The sequence below is a fragment of the Rhodococcoides fascians A44A genome (genome assembly GCF_000760735.1).
Lineage (GTDB): Bacteria > Actinomycetota > Actinomycetes > Mycobacteriales > Mycobacteriaceae > Rhodococcoides > Rhodococcoides fascians_E.
Window position 1 is genome coordinate 1084592 of record NZ_JMEX01000005.1, and the last position, 21035, is coordinate 1105626.

The 21035-nt window shown below is 66.7% G+C and carries 22 protein-coding genes; 3 read left to right on the forward strand and 19 right to left on the reverse strand.

Going from position 1 to position 21035, the window contains the following annotated elements:
• Positions 1–1581 (reverse strand): chaperonin GroEL (groL, locus tag BH95_RS08865; RefSeq protein ID WP_037181938.1); only part of this gene is annotated, 1581 nt, incomplete at its 3' end.
• A gap of 98 nt (positions 1582–1679) precedes the next feature.
• Positions 1680–1979 (reverse strand): co-chaperone GroES, encoded by a 300-nt coding sequence (groES, locus tag BH95_RS08870; RefSeq protein ID WP_008718149.1) that lies wholly within the window; start codon positions 1977–1979, stop codon positions 1680–1682.
• Positions 1980–2417: 438 nt separating this feature from the next.
• Between groES and BH95_RS08875 the strand changes: the two genes are divergently transcribed.
• On the forward strand, positions 2418–3992 hold the full coding sequence (locus BH95_RS08875; RefSeq protein ID WP_037181597.1) for an Hsp70 family protein: 1575 nt from the start codon (positions 2418–2420) through the stop codon (positions 3990–3992).
• A 12-nt stretch (positions 3993–4004) separates the two neighbouring features.
• On the opposite strand, the gene tsaD is transcribed toward BH95_RS08875, so the two are convergent.
• The 8 genes from tsaD to glmS are packed head-to-tail and all read right to left on the reverse strand — an operon-like array spanning position 4005 to position 12367.
• Positions 4005–5048, reverse strand: a complete 1044-nt coding sequence (gene tsaD, locus BH95_RS08880; RefSeq protein ID WP_037144573.1) for a tRNA (adenosine(37)-N6)-threonylcarbamoyltransferase complex transferase subunit TsaD — start codon at positions 5046–5048, stop codon at positions 4005–4007.
• Positions 5045–5521, reverse strand: coding sequence for a ribosomal protein S18-alanine N-acetyltransferase (gene rimI / locus BH95_RS08885; RefSeq protein WP_037181598.1), 477 nt, complete (start codon positions 5519–5521; stop codon positions 5045–5047). Before rimI ends, tsaD begins: the two co-directional genes overlap by 4 nt.
• Positions 5518–6180, reverse strand: coding sequence for a tRNA (adenosine(37)-N6)-threonylcarbamoyltransferase complex dimerization subunit type 1 TsaB (gene tsaB, locus BH95_RS08890; RefSeq protein WP_037157531.1), 663 nt, complete (start codon positions 6178–6180; stop codon positions 5518–5520). The genes rimI and tsaB overlap by 4 nt, the downstream gene beginning before the upstream one ends.
• A gap of 33 nt (positions 6181–6213) precedes the next feature.
• Entirely contained in the window at positions 6214–6687 is a 474-nt protein-coding gene (gene tsaE / locus BH95_RS08895) for a tRNA (adenosine(37)-N6)-threonylcarbamoyltransferase complex ATPase subunit type 1 TsaE (RefSeq protein WP_026347517.1), read from the reverse strand.
• 34 nt (positions 6688–6721) lie between these two features.
• The gene (locus BH95_RS08900; RefSeq protein WP_037144569.1) at positions 6722–7762 is read right to left on the reverse strand and encodes an alpha/beta fold hydrolase; all 1041 of its coding nucleotides are present in this window, start codon (positions 7760–7762) and stop codon (positions 6722–6724) included.
• Positions 7759–9054 carry an alanine racemase gene (alr, locus tag BH95_RS08905; protein WP_037157529.1) on the reverse strand — a complete coding sequence of 432 codons (1296 nt, stop codon included), beginning with the start codon at positions 9052–9054 and terminating at the stop codon, positions 7759–7761. Before alr ends, BH95_RS08900 begins: the two co-directional genes overlap by 4 nt.
• The gene (locus BH95_RS08910; protein WP_037181600.1) at positions 9047–10486 is read right to left on the reverse strand and encodes a bifunctional ADP-dependent NAD(P)H-hydrate dehydratase/NAD(P)H-hydrate epimerase; all 1440 of its coding nucleotides are present in this window, start codon (positions 10484–10486) and stop codon (positions 9047–9049) included. Before BH95_RS08910 ends, alr begins: the two co-directional genes overlap by 8 nt.
• 18 nt (positions 10487–10504) lie before the next feature.
• A complete protein-coding gene (glmS, locus tag BH95_RS08915; protein ID WP_026347516.1) occupies positions 10505–12367 on the reverse strand; it encodes a glutamine--fructose-6-phosphate transaminase (isomerizing) in 1863 nt (620 codons plus the stop codon).
• 103 nt (positions 12368–12470) lie between these two features.
• On the opposite strand from glmS, the gene BH95_RS08920 reads away from it, so the two are divergent.
• The gene (locus BH95_RS08920) at positions 12471–13325 is read left to right on the forward strand and encodes a dienelactone hydrolase family protein (RefSeq protein ID WP_037181602.1); all 855 of its coding nucleotides are present in this window, start codon (positions 12471–12473) and stop codon (positions 13323–13325) included.
• Between the two features lie 24 nt (positions 13326–13349).
• Here the strand turns inward: BH95_RS08920 and BH95_RS08925 are convergent, their stop codons facing one another.
• The 3 genes from BH95_RS08925 to BH95_RS08935 are packed head-to-tail and all read right to left on the reverse strand — an operon-like array spanning position 13350 to position 15956.
• The gene (locus BH95_RS08925) at positions 13350–13706 is read right to left on the reverse strand and encodes a hypothetical protein (RefSeq protein ID WP_230595861.1); all 357 of its coding nucleotides are present in this window, start codon (positions 13704–13706) and stop codon (positions 13350–13352) included.
• Positions 13707–13722: 16 nt separating this feature from the next.
• Entirely contained in the window at positions 13723–15567 is a 1845-nt protein-coding gene (locus BH95_RS08930; RefSeq protein ID WP_244164906.1) for a hypothetical protein, read from the reverse strand.
• On the reverse strand, positions 15564–15956 hold the full coding sequence (locus BH95_RS08935) for a hypothetical protein (RefSeq protein ID WP_037181607.1): 393 nt from the start codon (positions 15954–15956) through the stop codon (positions 15564–15566). The genes BH95_RS08930 and BH95_RS08935 overlap by 4 nt, the downstream gene beginning before the upstream one ends.
• A 96-nt stretch (positions 15957–16052) precedes the next feature.
• Here BH95_RS08935 and BH95_RS08940 point away from each other — a divergent pair, with 96 nt between their 5' ends.
• Entirely contained in the window at positions 16053–17093 is a 1041-nt protein-coding gene (locus BH95_RS08940) for an LLM class F420-dependent oxidoreductase (protein WP_037181609.1), read from the forward strand.
• Between the two features lie 7 nt (positions 17094–17100).
• On the opposite strand, the gene glmM is transcribed toward BH95_RS08940, so the two are convergent.
• The 6 genes from glmM to BH95_RS08970 form a co-directional block, all read right to left on the reverse strand.
• A complete protein-coding gene (gene glmM, locus BH95_RS08945) occupies positions 17101–18438 on the reverse strand; it encodes a phosphoglucosamine mutase (protein WP_037181611.1) in 1338 nt (445 codons plus the stop codon).
• A gap of 179 nt (positions 18439–18617) precedes the next feature.
• The gene (rpsI, locus tag BH95_RS08950) at positions 18618–19154 is read right to left on the reverse strand and encodes a 30S ribosomal protein S9 (RefSeq protein ID WP_019663591.1); all 537 of its coding nucleotides are present in this window, start codon (positions 19152–19154) and stop codon (positions 18618–18620) included.
• Positions 19151–19594 carry a 50S ribosomal protein L13 gene (gene rplM / locus BH95_RS08955; protein WP_019663590.1) on the reverse strand — a complete coding sequence of 148 codons (444 nt, stop codon included), beginning with the start codon at positions 19592–19594 and terminating at the stop codon, positions 19151–19153. Before rplM ends, rpsI begins: the two co-directional genes overlap by 4 nt.
• 192 nt (positions 19595–19786) lie before the next feature.
• On the reverse strand, positions 19787–20128 hold the full coding sequence (locus BH95_RS08960; RefSeq protein WP_019663589.1) for a TraR/DksA family transcriptional regulator: 342 nt from the start codon (positions 20126–20128) through the stop codon (positions 19787–19789).
• A gap of 118 nt (positions 20129–20246) precedes the next feature.
• Positions 20247–20540, reverse strand: a complete 294-nt coding sequence (locus tag BH95_RS08965; protein ID WP_019663588.1) for a WXG100 family type VII secretion target — start codon at positions 20538–20540, stop codon at positions 20247–20249.
• A 79-nt stretch (positions 20541–20619) separates the two neighbouring features.
• Entirely contained in the window at positions 20620–20928 is a 309-nt protein-coding gene (locus BH95_RS08970; RefSeq protein WP_230593817.1) for a WXG100 family type VII secretion target, read from the reverse strand.
• Positions 20929–21035 lie beyond the last annotated feature (107 nt).

A 21035-nucleotide genomic window follows, 5' to 3' on the forward strand; every position in this document is an offset into this window, starting at 1 on the left:
CTCTTCCTCGGCAGGCTTCTCGACGACAGCACTCTCGGTCGTGAGAATCATCCGCGCAACGGACGCTGCGTTGACGACCGCAGAACGGGTCACCTTGACCGGATCGACGACACCGTCGGCGAGCAGGTCACCGTAGGTCAGGGTCGCGGCGTTGAAGCCGTGGCCCTTGTCGAGTGCCGCGACCTTGCTGACCACGACGGATCCGTCGATGCCCGCATTGGTGGCGATCCAGAACAGCGGCGCGTTGAGTGCAGTACGCACAACAGCGACACCGGTCGCTTCGTCACCCGTCAGACCGAGGTTGTCCGCGAGCGACAACGCAGCCTGTGTCAGTGCCGAACCGCCGCCGGGGACGATGCCCTCCTCGACAGCAGCCTTGGCTGCATTCACGGCGTCGTCGACGCGGAACTTGCGTTCCTTCAGCTCGGTCTCGGTTGCCGCGCCGACCTTGATGACGGCAACTCCGCCGGACAGCTTCGCCAGACGCTCTTCGAGCTTCTCGCGGTCCCATTCGGAATCGGTTGCTTCGATTTCACGACGCAGCTGGGCGACGCGGGTGTCGATGTCCGCCTGCGTGCCTGCACCGTCGACGATCGTCGTGTCGTCCTTGGTGACGACGACGCGGCGAGCGGTTCCGAGCAGCTCGAGGCCTGCTTCCTTCAAGCTGAGGCCGACATCGGCGGTGATGACCGTACCGGCCGTCACGACAGCCAGGTCGTCGAGGAACGCCTTGCGGCGGTCGCCGAAGAACGGTGCCTTGACTGCAACTGCCTTGATGGTCTTGCGGATCGAGTTCACGACCAGCGTGGACAGGACTTCACCCTCGGTGTCCTCGGCGATGATCAGCAGAGGCTTTCCGCTCTCGGCGACCTTCTCCAGCAGGGGAAGGAAGTCGGGAAGGGAGGTGATCTTGTCGCGGTGCAGCAGGACGTAGGCGTCCTCGAGCACTGCCTGCTGCGAGTCGACGTCGGTGACGAAGTACGGCGACAGGTAGCCCTTGTCGAAGCGGACGCCCTCGGTGACCGACAGCTCGGTGCTCAGCGTCGAGGACTCCTCGACGGTGACGACGCCGTCGGCGCCGACGCGAGTGAGTGCTTCACCCACGAGCTCGCCGATCTCCGGGTCACGCGAGGACACCGTGGCGACCTGCGCGATTGCTTCCTTGCCCTCGACGGGTGTCGCTGCCGCGAGCAGTGCCTCGGCAACCTTGTCGGCCGCCTTGGCGATACCGGAACCGAGTGCGATCGGGTTGGCGCCCGCCGCGATGTTCTTCAGGCCCCCGCGCACGAGTGCCTGCGCCAACACGGTGGCCGTGGTGGTGCCGTCGCCCGCAACGTCGTTGGTCTTGGTGGCGACGCTCTTGACGAGCTGCGCGCCGAGGTTCTCGAACGGGTCTTCGAGGTCGATCTCGCGGGCGATGGAAACGCCGTCGTTGGTGACCGTGGGGCCACCGAATGCCTTGGCGAGCACCACGTGTCGTCCGCGCGGTCCGAGCGTCACCTTGACGGCGTCGGCCAATTTGTCGACGCCACGCTCGAGGGCCCGGCGGGCTTCCTCGTTGAATTGGATTTGCTTTGCCATGTTTCGGTATTACTCCTTCGAGTCAGTGAACTCGATTGAACGCACTCCGCCCCGGGACCGAATCGAAATCGGGTTCCGGGGCGGGAAGCGTTTACGGCCTACTTGGCGATGACAGCCAGCACGTCACGTGCCGACAGGATCAGGTACTCCTCGCCGGCGTACTTGATCTCGGTGCCGCCGTACTTGCTGTAGATGACGGTGTCGCCTTCTTTGACGTCGACCGGGATCCGGTTGCCCTTCTCGGTGACACGGCCTTCGCCGACAGCGACGACGGTGCCTTCCTGAGGCTTCTCCTTGGCTGTGTCGGGGATGACCAGACCGGAGGCGGTCGTCGTCTCGGCCTCGTTGGCCTGGACGAGGATCTTGTCCTCGAGCGGCTTGATTTTCACGCTCGCCACGTTGAGCCCTCCATTGTTATGGGGTACGCGTCCGGGGTCGGATCCCCGGACTGCTGTGTTTGTACTGCACGTTCACTGCTCTGCGCTTGTTCCCGTCGTCGCGGGTTCCGGGACTTCGCGCATCGCTGTCTAGCACTCTATACACGCGAGTGCCAGCACTCAACCCCTAAGGGTGCAAGGCCGTCGGCGAGTCGTACGCCCGCAGCGAAACCCCGTCGACCACGGCACTCACCAGCCGTTGTGAGCGGAAATGTAGGCCAGGGGAAACTTTCGTACGCACGTGTGGAGGCCTGCCGCCCCTCGACGCAGGGGCGGTGCTGCGTTTCACATTCGCTTGGGCGCTTCTGTAACGTTAAGATAACGAGACTCCGATATGTCCACCGGACGTAAGAAGCGAACGCAGGCACAGCACGGGACCGACAGGACGGGAGGTGGACGGTGAGGACTGCCATCGGCGTATCCACCGGCACCGAGGTCGTCTGTGCCGCTTTGGTCATCGAAGAGGACAACGGTTCCCGCACGGTCGAATACCGCACCGTCTCCGCCGACAGCGAGGTCAACACCGACGTCGGCGATCTGGTCGCGTCGGCAATCGATGTCGTGCTGGCCCTCGCTCCGCCGCCCGACGGCGTCGGTGCCCACACGGGTGAGCGGGTTCGTCCCGAGGCCATCGCGGTCACCCACCGCACCGAGGACCACGCCGCATCCATCAGGTCGGCGTGCGGACGCTCCACCCATACCGTCGTACTCGTGCCCGAGACGGCCGCCGCGCATGCGTTTCTCGACGATGCGGGCTCGATCGCGCGTTACCGGACGGTGACCGTCGTCGACGTCGGCGCCACCGGGACCACCGCGTCGGTCATCGACACAGCCTCCGGCGAGGTTCGCCATGCGGAACGCACGTCGCAGTTCGGCGGTGATCTCGCGGACCGTCTGGAGTGGGATCTTCTCGAACGCGGTGGAAGCGACGACGGCCGGGACGAGTTCGAGACCGCACTACGTCCACACGTGGTGAAGGTCGGACACTTCGCACGCCGAGTCGCGGCATCCGCAGGTGCCGATGCAGAGGCGGTCGTCCTCATCGGTGGAGGGGCTCGCATCCCGTCCATCCGCGCCGTTCTCGTGTCGGTGCTGGATCTTCCGGTGATCCTCCCGTCCGACCCGGACACCGTCCTCGCGCAGGGCGCGGCCCTGCTTGCGTTGCACGCCGCCCCAGGACGTTTTCCTACCGTCACCGACGGTAGAGGTTCGAGTGCGCGGTCGTTCGGCCGTTACGGCACTGCGCTCGCGGGGGCCTTGCTCGTCGGCGGAATCGTCTTGGCCTACGGAATCCAGACTCTCACTCCCAGCAACGATTCCGGCGTTTCGCCCGCGGGTTCGGCCGCAACGACGTCCGAGGACGTCGAGGCCGTGAACGTTCCCGCCGGAGACGACAACCCGATCGGTGCGCCGCCGACCGGCACCCGCGGCTCCTCGGCCGCGCCCAGCACCGGATCGCCTCGGCCGCCGGTCGTCGACTCGACGCAGTACACGTCGGGCAGCACCACCCGACCATCGACGACGCCGTCGCTGCGTCCGGCTCCCGATCTCCCCGTCATACCGTGGCCGGCCAGCCCGCCGGAGCAGTCGACGACCCGGCCCGCGCCGCAGTCTCCGACATCACCGCCCGGCGGCGGAGTGGACTCCCCGCCGACCGACGATCCGGGCGAGACGGTGACCACCCCGCCGGTGACGACGCTGCCAGTGACAACACCTCAGCCGCCCACCTCGGCACCGGGTGGGTCTACCGAACTCAGCCCTCCTCCGTCGACTCCGGGGAGTATCCCGACCACCGATGTCAACGGAACGCCGACGACCCCGGGCTTGAGCCCTCCCACCACCGTATGGTCGCCCCCGCCGAACGCCGGGGCTTCGGACGAGGACACTGCGCAACCGACGCCGTCGCGCGCTCCGAGCACGTCGTCGACCACACAATCGGACACGGCCGGCGGAGCGACGACGCCGACTGCGTGACCGGACAGTTCGCTATCGGGCAGCGGTGATCCGACTGGTGGACACGGGCAGTCCCGGGTCGGTGGCCACCCGCAGATCCGACGGCTCGGCCCCTCGCGCGACGAGGTGGGCGCCGAGCGCCGCGATCATGACACCGTTGTCGGTGCACAGCCGCGGTCGTGGAATCCTGAGCGTCAAACCTGCTTGCTCACAGCGCGACCCGATGAGAGATCGAATGCGTGAGTTGGCCGTGGCGCCACCACCGAGGACGATGGTGTCGACACCGACGTCGGTCGCGGCGCGCACGGCCTTCATCGTCAACACATCGGCGACCGACTCCTGGAACGAGGCGGCCACGTCGGCGACCGGAACGGCGTCTCCCGCTCGCTGCCTGGCTTCGACGAATCGGGCCACGGCCGTCTTGACCCCGGAGAACGAGAAGTCGTATCGAGCATCGCGCGGTCCGGTCATACCCCGAGGGAACGCTATGGCGGTCGGATCCCCTTGCCGCGCAGCGTCGTCCAGAGCCGGACCACCCGGGTAGCCCAGGCCCAACAGCCGGGCCACCTTGTCGAACGCCTCCCCCGCGGCGTCGTCGACGGTCGTCCCCAACTCGACGATGGGCTCGCCCAGATCGTTCACGTGCAGAAGATGTGTGTGGCCACCGGAGACCAGAAGCGCCACGCAGGACGGCATCGGCCCGTGTTCGAGCGTGTCGACGGCGACGTGTCCACCGAGGTGATTCACCGCGTAGAACGGCACACCCCAGGCAGCCGCATAGGCTTTCGCTGCAGCGACTCCCACCAGAAGCGCTCCGGCGAGACCGGGTCCGATGGTGACGGCCACCGCGTCCGGTCGATCCAGGTCGGCCGCGGCGAGCGCACGCCGCATCGTCGGAACGATTGCTTCCAGGTGCGCGCGGGACGCCACCTCTGGAACGACGCCGCCGTAGCGCGCGTGCTCGTCGACACTGGAGGCGACCTCGTCGGCCAGGAGTTCGCACACTCCCGAGTCCTTCCATCGAACGATGCCGACTCCTGTTTCGTCACAGGAACTTTCGATCCCCATCACGTTCATGCGGTTGCACCTGCCCTCGGATCGGGCCGTTGCATCGTGTAAGCATCTGCGCCACTGGGTTGGTAATAGTTGCGGCGGGTGCCGACCACCACGAAGCCTTCTCGGACGTACAGTTCGATCGCGGGTGCGTTGTCGGTGCGCACCTCGAGAAAAACCGAACCGCCGTGAGCATCCGCTTCGCTCAGCAGTCGGTCCATGAGGGCGCCACCGATTCCGCGGCGATGCGCGCTCGGGTCGACACCGATGGTGTGCACCTCGGATTCCGCCGAGGTGCCGTGTCCGAGCAACGCGATTCCGGCGTACCCCAGAAGCTCTCCGTCTTCTCGCGCCGCGAAGTAACGATTGTGCGGCGCAGCGAGTTCGGAGAGAAACGCCTGTTCGGTCCACGGGTCGTCACCCGGAAACAGGATGCCCTCGAGTTCGGCGCACCGCGGCGCATCCGACCGGACCATCGGGGTGATGTCGACGCTCATCGGCCTGCTGCCTTTGCGGCCTCGCGCTCGGCGATCGTCTTGGCATCGGGCCTGCGCAGGTACAGCGGGATCAACGGCTCGGGGGTGATTCCCGACGTCAAACCGTCGGCCGCCGTCAGGACCAGACTCGCGGGTGTGGGCGACTCGGCTTCTGCCGCAGGGAGATCGAACAATCCGACATGCCCCGCAGATCCGGCGACCATGGTTGCGTCACCGGGATCGACCAGAGCGGGGGCACCCACGTCCGGGCCCGACACTCGCACGCCGGCTCGGTACCGCGCCGAATAGACTTCACGGCGGCGTGCGTCGGTGACCACGAGCAGCTCGGCCACGGTGTCGACCTGCACCGCGATGGCATCGAGACTGCACACGCCGTGCACCGGGACGCCGAGTGCATCACCGAATGCCGCGCCGGTTGCCATTCCGACGCGCAGGCCGGTGAACGGACCAGGGCCGACGCCGACGACGACGGCATCGAGATCTGCAGGCGTCAGGTTTGCCTCGGCGAGGCATTCGAGAATGTTGGGCGTCAACACCTCAGCGTGCAATCTGGCATCGACGACGACTCGGGCTGCGAGGGTGTGCGCGACACCGCCCTCGAATCGGACGACACCGGAGGTCACAGCGGGCGTGGAGGTATCGACGGCGAGAACGAGCACGGTATCTCAGAGTACCCGCACGAGCACGGCGGGTCAGTGCTGGGCGATCCGCCGCACCTGTACACGACGAGTGTCGGACTCCGGATCACGACGGATGCGCACGGAGATGTGGGAATCGGCCAACTTCTCCACCAATCCCTCTCCCCACTCGACGACGACCACGGCGTCTGCGAGGTCGGAATCGAGGTCGAGCGCATCCAACTCGTCGAGCGCGGATTCGCCGGTCATCCCCAGTCGGTACGCGTCGACGTGAACCAACGTCACCGGATCGAGGCCCTCGCCCCGCCGGCCCGGTCGATGCTCGCGAGCGATGACGAACGTCGGTGAGCTGACACGTCCCTGGACGCCGAGACCCGCCGCGATGCCGCGTGTCATCGCGGTCTTGCCCGCACCGAGGGGGCCGTCGAGAACAACGAGGTCACCGGCGGTCAGGTGCCGGGCGAGTTGCTGTCCGAACGCTTCGGTGTCGGTCGCCGTCTCGAGAAGGCGCTCGGTGCCGTCGAACATGTCCGTGTCGGTGTCCGCGCCCGGGTCCGTGAGGTCAGACAATGCCCCTCCTACCGGATCGACGCTGTGCCCTCAGCTCCATGGCTCGGGTTCCGAGCCGCACCAGTGCGGCGTTCACCTTGTCCGGGAATTCGAGCTGAACGAGGTGGCCGGCCTGACGAATCCGCACCATCTCGGCTTCCGGAAGTGCATCGGCGAGCGCAACCGAACTGTCGAACGGAATGATCCAATCGTCGTCGCCGCACACGACCGTCGTCGGAATGCGCAGCAGCTCGGCGAGCGCATCGCTCTCGTCGTGCAGTTCCAACGTCTCGAGGAAGTTCACGATGGTCACGACGGAGGTGTCGTCGATCATCTTCTGCGAGAAATCCACCAGCCGCGGACTCACTCGCGTTCCGTAGGACGCCGCGCGCAGAACCGGTGCGATGAGCGTCTTCGCCGCGCCGCGGCCGAACTGTACGACGCCCGGCGAGGTGCGTACGGCCAGCCGGAACGCGTCGACCACAGGGTTGTCGAGGCTGCGACCGAGCCCTGTCTCCGCCAGGCCTGCCGCCGTCGTCGAGATCAATCCGACCCCGACGACCCGCTCACGGACCAGTTCGGGTTTCTGCCTTGCCATGGACAGGACGGTCATCCCACCCATCGAATGCCCGATCAGCATCAGGTGTCCTCGCGGCGCGACAGCGCGGATGACCGCGTCGAGGTCGAGGCCGAGCTGGGCGATCGTGCAACTCTCCGGCGTCGGGATCCCGGACTTGCCGTGTCCTCGCTGGTCGTAGAACACCATGCGCACCTTCGAGCCCCACTCCTGCTCGAGCGCCTGACGTTGGAAGTGCCACGACGCCATCCGCAGGCAGTACCCGTGGACGAACACTGCGGTGATGGGCGCGTCGGTGGGCCCGACTTCCCGCACGGCCAGCGGAACTCCGTCGTCGGCGATGACGATCGATCCTCGGTCGGCGTCCATCAGCTCGAGGTTCTCGCCTGCGAGCGGGTCCTTGTTGGACCTCAGCAAAGTCTCGCGCAGCGCGATCCCGACACTGCCGAAGATCCCGAAGCTCTCGGCCAACTTCACCGAGCAACCTCCTCGGTCGTGTCGGCGGCATGTCGCTCGGTCGACGCCGAGTCGGACCCGACGTAGCGTCTGCGTGCCCGTCCGCCTATCCCGGTGACCACCTCGTAATGAATGGTGTCCAGTACGTCGGCCCATTCCTGCGCTACGGGGGCGTCGTTCTCGCCGGAGCCGAACAGCACCGCCGTGTCGCCTTCGACGACGGATCCGCCGTCGGGTCCGAGATTCACGACGAACTGGTCCATGCAGACTCGACCGACCGACGGATACCGTCTGCCGTCGATGGTGACGTCGAACCGACCGCTGAGTGTGCGTCGCACACCGTCGGCGTAGCCCATCGGTATCAGCGCCACGACGGTGTCCTCGGGTGACGTCCACGTGTGGCCGTAGGACACGCTGTCTCCTGCCCGCACCTTCTTGATCAGCGCCACCTGCGCGGACACCGTCATCGCCGGGATCAGGTCGAACTGGCCCAGTTCGGGGATCGGCGACAGTCCGTACATCGCAATTCCCGGCCTGACCATGTCGAAGCGGAGATCGTGCCGTGTCACGGTGGCGGCGGAGTTGGACAGGTGAACGATCTCGGGTCGTACACCGGCCGCTGCGGCCCTGACGACGCTTTCCTGCAGCACCATCGCCTGCTGGTCGTTCAGCGGATGCCCGGGCTCGTCGGCGCACGCGAGGTGCGAGAACATGCCGCGAAAGTGAACGGACCCCTCGGCGACCGCGCCGCCGAGGACGGTCAACACGTCGTCGAGGTCCTGTGGTTCGATCCCGTTGCGGTTGAGTCCGGTGTCCACCTTGAGCGTGATTGCCGCGGTGGTACCGACGCGGCGTGCGGCGTCGACGACCGAGGCGAGTTGTGCGCGCGAGGACACTCCGATGCCGACCCCGGCCGTCAGTGCGGGCGCGAAATCGGTGTCCGAACGGTGCAGCCAGGACAGGATGGGCGCCGTGATCCCGGCATCACGCAGTGCGATGCCCTCTCCCACCGTGGTGACTCCCAACTCGGAGGCACCTGCCGCGAGTGCAGTCCGCGCCACCTGGACGGCACCGTGGTTGTATCCGTCCGCCTTCACCACGACCATCGTTGCGGCGTTCTCCGCGTGTTCACGAAGCACACCGACGTTGTGCGCGATTGCTGCGAGGTCGATCGTCACCGACCCGCCCGCACCGGTGTCCGCTTCCTCGGCATCCACCGTTGACGCACTCACGTTGTCCACAGCACCCGATAGTGCCACCACTGCGACGCGATCGTGCATCGGGTCCGTGGAGATCTGTGAACGATCACGCACGCCCTGTGACCGAACGAACAGTTCGGATTGCGTCGGACACTGCCCCCAGCAGCGGACTCGCGGAGATCGGAGCGGCGAACTCGCCGCCGCGACCGTGTGCCGCTGTCGCGGCGGCCAAAGCGTGGACCCGCGCCGCGCAAGCTGCCGCGGTGACCGTGTCCAGTCCGGATGCCAGGAGGGCACCCAGAATCCCGGCCAGCACGTCGCCCGAGCCCGCCGTCGACGCGGCCGACCCGCCGGCATCGCTCACCACCACGGCACCGTCGGGACCCGCGATCACGGTTGCGCGACCTTTGAGAAGAACACTCACACCCCACGTCGACGCGAGTTCCCGCACGGCAGAGACCCGATCGGAGCCGGGAGCCGCACCGGTCAGACGCTCGAACTCACCGGCATGCGGGGTCAGCAGCGTCGGCGCGGTGCGTCCGCGAACCAGCTCCGGCGACGACGACAGGATCGTGAGAGCATCGGCATCGACGACGACGGGCAGGTCCGACGTCAGGACCTGCGACAACACGTCACGGGACGAGGTGTCGGCGCCGAATCCCGGGCCGACCACCCAGGACTGAACCCGTCCTGCTTCCTTCATTCCGGTTGCCGCCACGACTTCCGGATAGTGCGTTACCACGTCCGCCGCAGCGCTTCCGACGTATCTGACCATCCCGGACGTCGCAGCGACCGCGGCTCCGGAGCACAGGATCGCAGCGCCCGGGTGCTGCGCGCTGCCCGCGAGGACCCCGACGACTCCCTGCGTGTACTTGTCGTCGGTCGCGGCGGGAACGGGCCATCGAGCGCCGACGTCGGGCGGCTCGAATGCTCGCAGGTACGGCGATCCGAGTTTCAGGCCCAGTTCGACGACGTCGACTCTGCCGCAGTACGGGACGGCCAGCACGTGGGCCGGCTTGCGCGCACCGAAGGCCACCGTCACGTCGGCTCGGACGGCCGGGCCGTCCACCGCACCGGTTGTCGGATCGACACCGCTCGGAATGTCGGCCGCCACTATCGGAGCCGACACGCGCGAGACCACGTCGGCGGCCTCGGGCCGCAGCGGTCCACGACCGGAGATCCCCACCACGGCGTCGACGACGACGTCCGGCCGACCGGGTGAATCCACGATCCGCCCGCCCGCGCGGCGGAACGCGGCGAGACCGGCTGCGTGCGTGCGCTCCGGGCTGAGCAGCACAGCGCTGACCGCCACGCCCCGACGTCGCAGCATCGCGCCCGCCCAGAGCCCGTCGCCGCCGTTGTCCCCCGATCCGACGAGCACGCACACGTTGCGCCCGACTACCCCGGAAGTCCTGCTGTGCAGTTCCGCCGCGACCACCCCGGCCAGTCCGTGCGCGGCACGCCGCATGAGGGCACCGTCGGGCAGTGACTGCATCAGCGGACGCTCGGCGTCACGAACCTGGTCGGGTGTGTAGTAGCTGCGCACGATGCCTTCTTGCCGGATCTATTCGACGGTGACGGACTTCGCGAGGTTCCGAGGTTTGTCGACGTCGTATCCGCGAGCCTGTGCCACCTCGGCTGCGAACACCTGCAGCGGAACCGTCGAGAGCAACGGTTGCAGCAGGGTCGGAGCGGCGGGGATCTCGATGAGATGGTCCGCGAACGGCCTGACTGCCTCGTCCCCTTCTTCTGCGATGACGACGGTGAGCGCACCGCGAGCCTGGACCTCGCGGATGTTGGACAGCAGTTTCGAGTGCAGGACCGCGCGGCCCTTCGGCGACGGCATCACGACGATGACCGGCACGCCGTCCTCGATCAGCGCGATGGGGCCGTGCTTGAGTTCACCCGCGGCGAATCCCTCCGCGTGCATGTAGGCCAGCTCTTTGAGCTTCAGCGCACCCTCGAGTGCCACGGGATATCCGACGTGCCGGCCGAGGAACAGGATCGTCGGCGTGTGGGCGAGCTCGCGCGCGAGCACCCGTACCGGCTCCACGGTGTCGAGCACTCGCTGCACCAGCTCCGGCATCGATTCGAGGTCGGCGTACTCGCGAGCGACCTCGTCGGGGTACTTGGTACCGCGGGCCTGGGCGAGCGCGAGTCCGACGACGTAGTTCGCGGTGATCTGCGCGAGGAAGGCCTTGGTCGAGGCCACTCCGATCTCGGGTCCGGTCCGGGTGTAGACGACCGCGTCGGCCTCCCGAGGAATCTGCGATCCGTTGGTGTTGCAGACAGCCAGTACCTTGGCGTTCTGCTCTTTCGCGTGCCGCACCGCTTCCAATGTGTCCGCAGTCTCGCCGGACTGGGAGATGGCCACCACCAGCGTCGACCTGTCCAGCACCGGATCCCGGTACCGGAACTCGCTCGCCAGTTCCACCTCGACCGGCAGCCTCGTCCAGTGTTCGATCGCGTACTTGGCCAACAGGCCGGAGTGGTACGAGCTTCCGCAGGCGACCACGAACACCTTGTCGACGTCACGCAACTCCTGATCGGACAGTCGCTGCTCGTCGAGGACGATCCGACGATTCTCGAAGTGACCGAGCAACGTGTCCGCGACGGCGGCCGGCTGTTCCTGGATCTCCTTGAGCATGAAGTAGTCGTAACCGCCCTTCTCGGCGGCAGCGAGATCCCAGTCGATGTGGAAGGGGCGGCCCTCTGCAGGGCTCCCGTCGAAATCGGTGATCGTGTAGCCCTCGGCGGTGATGACGACCACCTGGTCCTGACCGAGCTCCACCGCGTCACGCGTGTGCTCGATGAACGCCGCGACATCCGATCCGAGGAACGTCTCACCCTTGCCGACACCGACGACGAGCGGAGTGGAACGACGAGCAGCGACGATGGTGTCCGGATGATCGGAGTGCGTGAAGACCAGCGTGAACGCGCCCTCGAGTCGACGGAGAACCCTCTTGGCGCTCTCGACGAAGTCACCCGCAGTCGGGCCGTCTGCATACGCCGCGGCGACGAGGTGAACCGCCACCTCGGTATCGGTGTCGGAGGAGAACTCGACGCCCGTGGACTCCAGCTCGGCGCGCAGGGGGCCGAAGTTCTCGATGATGCCGTTGTGCACGACCGCCACCGAGCCGCTCACGTCGCGGTGCGGATGCGCGTTCCGGTCCGTCGGCCGCCCGTGCGTTGCCCATCGCGTGTGGCCCATGCCCGACGTTCCGACGAACTTCTCCGCACCGACCTCGTCGAGCTCCGCTTCGAGATTGGCGAGACGACCGGCCTTGCGTTCGACTGCGGTGTTGCCGTTTCCGTCCAGAATGGCGATGCCTGCAGAGTCGTAGCCCCGGTACTCCATGCGCCTGAGCGCTTCGACGACAACACCCAACGCCGGGCGGTGGCCGACATATCCCACGATTCCACACATGGTGGTTCAGGGTACCCGCCACCGGACCCCGATCAGCGTGGCGCTTGCTCGTTCTCTGCCCCGTACCCACGCAGTTCCGCCTTGATCCGATAGCGTTGCCGCTGTGTCGACATCGAAGAAGCTCGCCGCCCAGCTCGGGAAACGTGGTCCTCACCCAGTGCTCCGCGGCAACCTCGCGTTGGCGGGCCAGCCCGGCGTCGTGTTCACCCCGGCCACGGGCTACAACCTGCCTGCGGTCGCGTTCGGCCACGGCTGGCTGTTGAGTGCCGAACGGTACGCGGACACGCTGAAGCACCTGGCGTCGTGGGGCATCGTCGCCGCCGCTCCGGACACCGAGCGCGGACCGGTTCCGTCACACCGCGGACTGGCAGCCGACCTCGCCACAACCCTCGACATCGTCACCGGAGTGCGGCTCGGAACCGGAGACATCAGCGTTCACCCGGACAAACTCGCGGTGGCCGGCCACGGCATGGGCGCCAGCATCGCGGTACTCACCGCTGCAGCGCGATCGGACGTCAAGGCCGTCGCTGCTCTGTACCCGGCGCCGTCGGCACCGAGCGCCGAGGACGCGGCAGCGACGCTCGACATCCCGAGCATCGTCCTGGGTGACGCGGCCCTGGCCGACTCGTTGAACGACAACACCGTGTCTCTCGCAGGTGCACTGCGTTCCCCCACGACGTTCCGGCGTCTGGACAAGGCGTCGTCCGACGGAATCGTCGAGGGCCGGCGACTGCTGAGCCCCCTCGGAGTCGGCGGGACAGAGAAGTCGACCGTCCGAACCACCCGCGCTCTCCTGGCCGCGTTCCTGTTGTTCCACCTCACCGGCGAAGAGCAGTACGCCGAACTCGCCGGAGCGGGTGAGCTGAAGGGAACGCGAGTCGTCGATCCGCACGCGCCGGTCCAGGACCAGCCGAAGCCCAACCCGTTGACCGCGATCCGTGGCGTGATCGGCCGCTGAACTCGCTGCGGAACCGCCGCCGGGTCAGACCAACCAACTCCTGGTCTCCGCCTGGTGCGGATCTCCCTGTCCGTTCTGTCCGTCGCTGCGGTCCTGCCCGGTCACCGGCCGGACAGTGCGGTCGTGCTGCGCTGGTGTCAGGAACGACGCCGTACGGTACTCGTCCTCCTCCCACGACGCGGGCCGATGTACGTCGGACCCCGGCGAGGGCCCTGTAGCTGCCGCCGCGACCGGGTCCGCCTCGAAGTCACGCGTCAGGACACGTCTGACGACGTCCTCGTATCCGCGGCCCGCGGCCTCGATCGATTCCGCGCATTCCAGGGATGCGCGGTCCATTCGTTCCCGCCACCACCGGCCCGAATCCAGAAAGGGCTGATTCATGACGGTCCCGCCTGGGTCACAGGGGACCCGCCTGGGTCAGACGAGCACCGGAACCAGCGGGTGCGGGTGCGGGCATGTCCGGCTCTGAAGTAACCGGTAGTTCGGGTGTCGGTGGTTCGGGTGTCGGCGGTTCGGGTGTCGGTAGTTGTGCTGGTGGGAGGTCCGGCGCAGGCGCCTGCCCGGTTCCGGACGCGGCGGATTCAGAGGGGAGCGCGGTGGATTCCGGTGGAAGCGCAGGTGGCCCCGGTGCGGGAGCGGGAGGCTCCGGGTTCGTCGTGCACTCGACGATCGGAAGACCGAACGGTCCCGGCCTGAGTTCGAAACGACGACTCTCGCCGTCGGGAGTTCCGAGCTGCAACCCCACATTCCCATTGTGCGCCAACGACAATCGAGCACTGTGCCCGTCGAACGCAGCCTCGACATGTCCACGTTCGACGTCGCCGCCCGCAACGGGTGGCGGCATGACGGGCGGTCCGGGAGCGAATGGGGAGACCGGATGATTCTGTGCGACGGATGGATCCGGTCGTTCGTCGGGCCGATTCCGCTCGGTCGTGTCGGCTGGGTCGCCCGCATCGGACGGCCCCGGGCTTCGCGGTGCGTCGTTCGATTCCGCTGGCGGCAAAAGGTTTTCACCGACGCCGTCGGGTGAGCTCAGACGATCGAGAAGAACCTCGATTGCCGCCTCGGTACGTTCGACCATCTCGGCGCCGGAGCGCTCGATGGCGGCGATGATGTCCTTGCCGCTCGGAACCTCACCGAGCAGCGACTCGAGACCGGCGCGTATCTCCGACGGATCGATCCGGCGCTCACCGGAGGTGGCGGGATCGCCAGGAACGGCGACGTTTCCAGGGGTGATCGGAGCCGATCCCGGTTGGCTGTCGACGACGTCCGGCCCGAACTCCTGCACGCGTGCCGGCAGGACCACTCCGTCGTGCCGAGGATCGGGAGGGTTCTGCTGAGCGGGAGGCAGGGTCTGGGTGCCCCCTCCCCCGTCTGCTCGTCGGTTCGGACCGTCGCAACCCCACGGGGGCTGCGGGGCGGACGGGAACGGCTCGGACCGAACGGCTTCGGCGACCAGTGCCACGGTCGTCAGGTGGTCCCGCACTGCCTGATCGATGGATGAGCAGATGTCCGTGAAGGTTCGGCACGCAGCCGAGACCACGGGAACCAGAACCGTGCGCAGCCACTCGTCGCACACGTCCCGAGCGTTCTGCATCAACTTCCGTGGTGCGGAGTCGGCAGACAGCGGTCCGTTGGATGCAGGCCAGTCGAACACCGGCAGCATGTCCACCAGCGCATCCGCGGCTTGTTTCGCGCGATCCAACGACGTCGGGTCCGCAAGGTCCACCGTCGCGACCGTGTCGATACGCTCGACGATCTCCAGCATCTTGCCGTCGATCGCTCCCCACTCGGACGCGACGGTCGGATCGAACCGGGCCGTCTCCGACGCCTTCTGCTCCACCGCTCCGCGAATCCTCTCGGCGGCCTGACCGAGCACCTGTGCCAGCTGTTCGGTCGCGAGCACACGCTGATCGGCCAACGTCGTGTCCGATGCGATGTCGGCAACCGCGGACTCCGCGGCAGAGCCGACCCAGGCCTGAGCGAGGTCGCCCAAGAGTGCGCGTTGCTTGTCGAGCTCTCGCCGAGCCGACACGACGCCGTCGCCGAGAAGCCGCGCGTCCTCGGACAGTACCGCCAGGTCGAGCCCACGCTGTTGGTCGTACCGCGCGCACAGGGCCGGGTACGCCCACGCTGTGTCGGCTGTGAGTCGGTGCAGGATCGGCAGGTACCTCTCGAAGTACAGAAGGCCCACTGCCCCCGCGTCGAGGATCTCGTCGACACTGCGTCCGGTGGGACTCACCGCGGACCTTCCGCGGTCGCGATCGCCCACGACGTCCGGCCGTCGGCGGCCTGGTAGGCGTCGAGGACGGCACGCAGGGACACCGCATTGTCCTCGACGGCCTCGCTCCACCGCCGAATTCCCGTCTCCACGCCGTCGTACCCTGCGGCGATGCGCAGACCGACGTCGCCGTAGTCACGACCGGCCGCGGCCGGCCCGAACGACAGTGTCGTCGCCACCAGAGCTACATCCGCCACCGTCCGGGAGGACGCGTCCAACTCCACCGCCACCCGACCGACCTTCTCGATGTCGATTTCCATACTCGGACGTTCCCCCATGTCGACGAACTGCTCGGCACCCGTTCGGTGCTCCTTCTCTGTTCGACGCAGCCCGAGAACATTCGGTTCCACCGTGCCCAGGTATCGTCCGATAACAAGAACCCGCCGGGTCACAGTGAGCCAGCGGAAAGACTCGACATCGGATAGCACCTACCTGCGAGGAGTCCCATGCACATCGGAACCATGTTGAATTATTCGGGCGGGTTCAACGAGACCGTCGCCGAGGTCGCGGAGCTGGAGAAGGCCGGGGTCGACATCATCTTCGTCCCCGAGGCGTACTCGTTCGACGCCGTCAGCCAGCTCGGGTTCCTCGCCGCCAAGACGTCGACGATCAAGATCGCGTCGGGCATCTTCCAGATCTACACCCGCACGCCGTCGCTGACGGCGATGACGGCAGCCGGCTTGGACTACGTCTCCGACGGCCGGTTCGTTCTGGGCCTCGGCGCATCGGGACCTCAGGTGGTCGAGGGATTCCACGGCGTCAAATACGACGCGCCGATCGCTCGGACCAGGGAAGTGATCGACATCTGCCGCCAGGTGTGGCGCCGCGAGAAGGTCGAACACCAGGGCAAGTACTACCAGATCCCCCTTCCTGCCGAGAAGGGCACCGGTCTCGGAAAGCCACTCAAGCTGATCAATCACCCTGTGCGCGAACGCATCCCCGTGGTCATCGCAGCATTGGGACCCAAGAACGTGGAGTTGACGGCCGAAATCGCCGAAGGCTGGCAGCCGATCTTCTACTTCCCCGAGAAGGCAGAGCAGGTCTGGGGTGACGCCCTGGCCGCAGGCAAGGCCAAGCGCGATCCGTCGCTCGGCGACCTGCAGGTGTTCGCGAGCCCGACGCTCGCCATCGGTGAGGACGCCGAGAAGTTCCTGCCCTGGGTGAAGCCGCATCTCGCCCTCTACATCGGCGGAATGGGCGCAAAGGGCAAGAACTTCTACAACGACCTGGCGCAGCGATACGGCTACGAGGCCGAAGCCGAGAAGATCCAGGACCTCTACCTCGCGGGAAAGAAGGAGGAGGCCGCGGCGGCTGTACCCGACGAGCTGGTCCGCGCCGTCAACCTGATCGGTCCCGAAAGCTACGTCAAGGAGCGTGTCGCCGCGTTCGCCGAAGCCGGGGTCACCACGCTGAACGTAGCGCCACTTGCCGAGAACACCGCCGGCCGCGTCGCGCAGCTGACCAAGCTACGGGAACTGACGGCCTGACCACCGGTCAGACCTGGCCGACCCGGCTCGCCAGATCCTCGGCGAGCCGGTTCGCCAGATCCACCTCGGCAGCTTCCACCATCACCCGCACCAACTGCTCGGTTCCACTGGGGCGCAGCAGGACTCGCCCGGAGTCACCCAGGATCCGTTCCGCCTCGGACACCGCATCCAGAACAGCCGGGGCCGACGCGACAGCGCGCTTGTCCGACACCTTCACGTTGATCAGCACCTGAGGCAGCGTCGTCATCACCGATGCCAGGTCGGCCAAGGAACGTCCGGTCTCGGCCATCCGCCCCATCAACAGCAAGGCCGTCAGAACGCCGTCGCCGGTGGTACCGAACGACGGAATCACCACGTGCCCGCTCTGTTCGCCACCGAGCGCGTATCCGCCCGACCGCAGCTCCTCGAGCACGTACCGGTCACCGACCGCGGTGGTACGGACCGAGATCCCTGCCTCGCGCATCGCGATGTGCAGGCCAAGGTTGCTCATCACGGTGGCAACCAGCGTGTCGTCGGTCAGGACGCCCGCGTCCTTGAGACCGACGGCAAGGACGGCCATGATCGCGTCGCCGTCGACGATCGCACCCGTCGAGTCGACGGCGAGGCACCGATCGGCGTCGCCGTCGTGTGCGATTCCCAGGTCGGCGCCGTGCTCCACGACGGCCTTCTGCAGGTCCTCCATGTGAGTCGATCCGCACCCGTCGTTGATGTTCAGACCGTCGGGGTCGGCGTTGATGGCGATCACGTCGGCACCTGCCTGCGCATAGATCGCGGGTGCAACCACCGAGGCCGCCCCGTGCGCGCAGTCGACGACAACGGTCAGCCCGTCGAGACTATGAGTCGACGCACGTCCGACGTGCGCGACGTATCGACCCGCGGCGTCCGACGATGCGCGGACGCGGCCGATTCCTGCACCTGTCGGCGCGGCGCCCTGCAAATCGCCTGCGATGTGCGCTTCGATTCGATCCTCGACATCGTCGTCGAGCTTGTGGCCGCCCGCGGCGAAGATCTTGATTCCGTTGTCCGGCATGGGATTGTGCGATGCCGAGATCATCACACCGAGTGCGGCACCGAGGTCTGCGGTGAGGAATGCGACTGCGGGCGTGGGAAGAACCCCGACGTCGACGACGTCCACTCCGGACGCTGTGAGCCCGGCAGTGACTGCAGCGGTGAGCATTTCGCCGCTCGCACGAGGATCACGTCCTACCACCGCGACGGGAGTCGTACCCGGCGAGCTGGGCGCGAGAACCGCGGCCGCAGCCTTGGCCACCTTCAACGCCAACTCGGGGGTGAGCAGGTCGTTGGCCAGCCCCCGTACTCCGTCGGTACCGAACAGTCGAGTCATGCGGGCATGTCCCCCTTCGCCGAATCGAGCATGCGGTCGCTCCGCAGGCTCCGCTCGAATGGAGCATGCGGTCGCTCCGCAGGCTCCGCTCGAATGTAGAACTGTCGAACAAACGCCGCGAGGGCAGGCATCCGATACTTCGTGGACGCCTGCCCTCGCGGGTAGAACTGTGCGGCGCGTCAGCGCTTGGAGTACTGCGACGCCTTACGTGCCTTCTTCAGGCCGTACTTCTTACGCTCGACTGCACGAGCATCACGCGTGAGGAAGCCGGCAGCCTTCAGCGGCGGGCGATCCTCGGGGGTGACCTCGATCAGGGCGCGAGAGATGGCCAGACGCAGCGCGCCTGCCTGTCCGGACGGTCCGCCACCGTGCAGCAGTGCAACGATGTCGAAGGACTCCGCACGATCGACGAGCACCAGCGGAGCCTTGATGAGCTGCTGGTGAACCTTGTTCGGGAAGTAGTCCTCGAGGCTGCGGCCGTTGAGCTTGAATCCGCCGGTGCCCGGAGCGAACCGGACGCGAGCGACAGCTTCCTTACGACGGCCGACGGTCTGAACCGGGCGGTCGAACAGGATGGGCGCGGGAGCGGCGGCAGCTGCCTCGATCTCCTCGACGACCTCGGGCTCTTCCACGGAGACGAACTCGTCCGCGGCGATCTCCACTGCCTCTTCTGGGATTTCCTGCGACGTCACGTCATTTCCCTCCGGCGCCGTCACTGGGACACCTGCTTGATCTCGAACGGAACGGGCTGCTGAGCTGCGTGCGGGTGGTTCGGTCCCGCGTACACCTTGAGCTTGCCCGCGATTGCATTACCGAGCTTGTTCTTGGGGATCATGCCCTTGACGGCCTTCTCCACGAGACGGTCCGGGTTGTTCTCCAACACCTGACGAGTCGAACGCGACTTCAGTCCGCCCGGGTGGCCGGAGTGGTGGTGGTGGAACTTGCCGTCGAGCTTGTTGCCACTGATGGCAACCTTCTCGGCGTTGACGATGATGACGAAATCGCCACCGTCGACGTTGGGTGCGTAGGTCGGCTTGTGCTTGCCGCGCAGCAGAGTCGCGGCCTGGACGGCAAGGCGTCCGAGCACGACGTCCGTGGCGTCGATCACATGCCAAGTCCGGGTGGTGTCCCCGGCCTTCGGGCTGTATGTAGACACGTAAAAGTCCTGTCTTCATGATGTCGCTGCTGGCCAAGACGTATTGATGACCTCGGCGGCCAGTTGAGACCCGAGATCAAGGAGTCGGCCGCGCAGCATTGTGCGCGGCGTTCCCATACACGCCAACGATGGACGATACCGGCTGCGTGGCCCCCAGGTCAAAACGCCCGTCGACCGGAAGGTGCGCCCGACTCACCGTGCACGGACGCACCGGATACAGCGGCGTGCCGCGGGCAATGCGTCGAGACGAGCGTCGGCGATGCATTCTCCGCACCGTTCGCAGATCCCGTAGGTGCCGGACGCCACGCGTTCCGTGGCTGCATCGAGCTCGCGCAACTCCAATTCCGCATCGCGGGCAAGCGACGCGACCGTGGCACGCTCGAACGCGATGGTCGAACCCTCCGGGTCGTGTTCGTCGTCGTCGGTGGACCACCGTGAGCCCTCGACGATCGCGGCGAACTGAGACCGCAGAGACTCCAGCCGAGCAGCGACGACCGACCTCGCCTCCTCGATCCTGCCCAGCTGATCCGTCACGCGGTCCAGTGAACATCGCGCGGCGTCCGATGGAAACCCCCGCGTCACCGACAGTCCGGCGCACACGCAATTCGGCCCCGAAGTCGCGAGGACGTCGGGGCCGAATGGACGACGAAGATCAGGAGAAGCGCGCGCGGTTGGCCGCTTCCTGCTCCTGCATCCGCTGGTTGCCGGAGTTCACCGCGCCGATCAGGCTCTGCAGAACGCCGTTGAGTTCGGCCTGCGCAGCGTTCCACTCGTTCTGCTTGACCTGGTACTGATCGGAGTCGGCACCCTGCCACGTCGCGACGAGCGGCTGGATGGACGACTTGACGTCGTCGAGCTTCTCGTTGAGCTGCGACCACTTGGTGGTCATGCCGCCGGCCAGATCGCCGATCGCACCGAAGTTGTACTTGATTTCACCGCTGGTCATCGTTTCCTCGCATTCGTGTCCATCGACTTCAGGCCGACGAGTTGATTGGTCCGTACGTTCGAGAGCCGAGCGCGAGCGATCAGAGGTTCAAGCTGCTCGCGACGGAGTTGAGCTGAGACGTGTTGTCCTGCTCCGACTGGTCGTACTGCACACCACTGGTCTTGATCGACTCCCCGATGCCGGACAGAGCGTTCTCCAGCTTGTTGGCGCTGGAATCCCAGTTGGTCATGACCTGGGCGAATGTCGTCGATGCCGAACCCTGCCAGATACCGGACGCCGCGTGGTTCACATCGCCGCGCAGCGCGGACAGCAGATCGTGAATTTCGCCTCGCAGGCCGTCGACCTTTGCAGACACTGCGAGCATGGTCTGAATATCGGTTTGTGCCATGTCGACCCCTTCGTGTTCATCGGTGTCGAGCACTCTGGTGAATGCTCGGTCGAGGCACCGGTTCGCCATGGCGTACCAGCAGATCTCCCCCTACATCTGATTGGACG

Bases quoted from the DNA above. Each gene is read 5' to 3' on its own strand.
- glmS (WP_026347516.1), bottom strand. From the start codon at position 12,367: ATGTGTGGAATCGTGGGATATGTCGGCCACCGCCCGGCGTTGGGTGTT.
- rimI (WP_037181598.1), bottom strand. From the start codon at position 5,521: ATGAGCGTCGACATCACCCCGATGGTCCGGTCGGATGCGCCGCGGTGC.
- BH95_RS08965 (WP_019663588.1), bottom strand. From the start codon at position 20,540: ATGACCAGCGGTGAAATCAAGTACAACTTCGGTGCGATCGGCGATCTG.
- BH95_RS08925 (WP_230595861.1), bottom strand. From the start codon at position 13,706: ATGAATCAGCCCTTTCTGGATTCGGGCCGGTGGTGGCGGGAACGAATG.
- tsaE (WP_026347517.1), bottom strand. From the start codon at position 6,687: ATGTTCGACGGCACCGAGCGCCTTCTCGAGACGGCGACCGACACCGAA.
- BH95_RS08940 (WP_037181609.1), top strand. From the start codon at position 16,053: ATGCACATCGGAACCATGTTGAATTATTCGGGCGGGTTCAACGAGACC.
- tsaD (WP_037144573.1), bottom strand. From the start codon at position 5,048: ATGAACGTGATGGGGATCGAAAGTTCCTGTGACGAAACAGGAGTCGGC.
- glmM (WP_037181611.1), bottom strand. From the start codon at position 18,438: ATGACTCGACTGTTCGGTACCGACGGAGTACGGGGGCTGGCCAACGAC.
- BH95_RS08970 (WP_230593817.1), bottom strand. From the start codon at position 20,928: ATGGCACAAACCGATATTCAGACCATGCTCGCAGTGTCTGCAAAGGTC.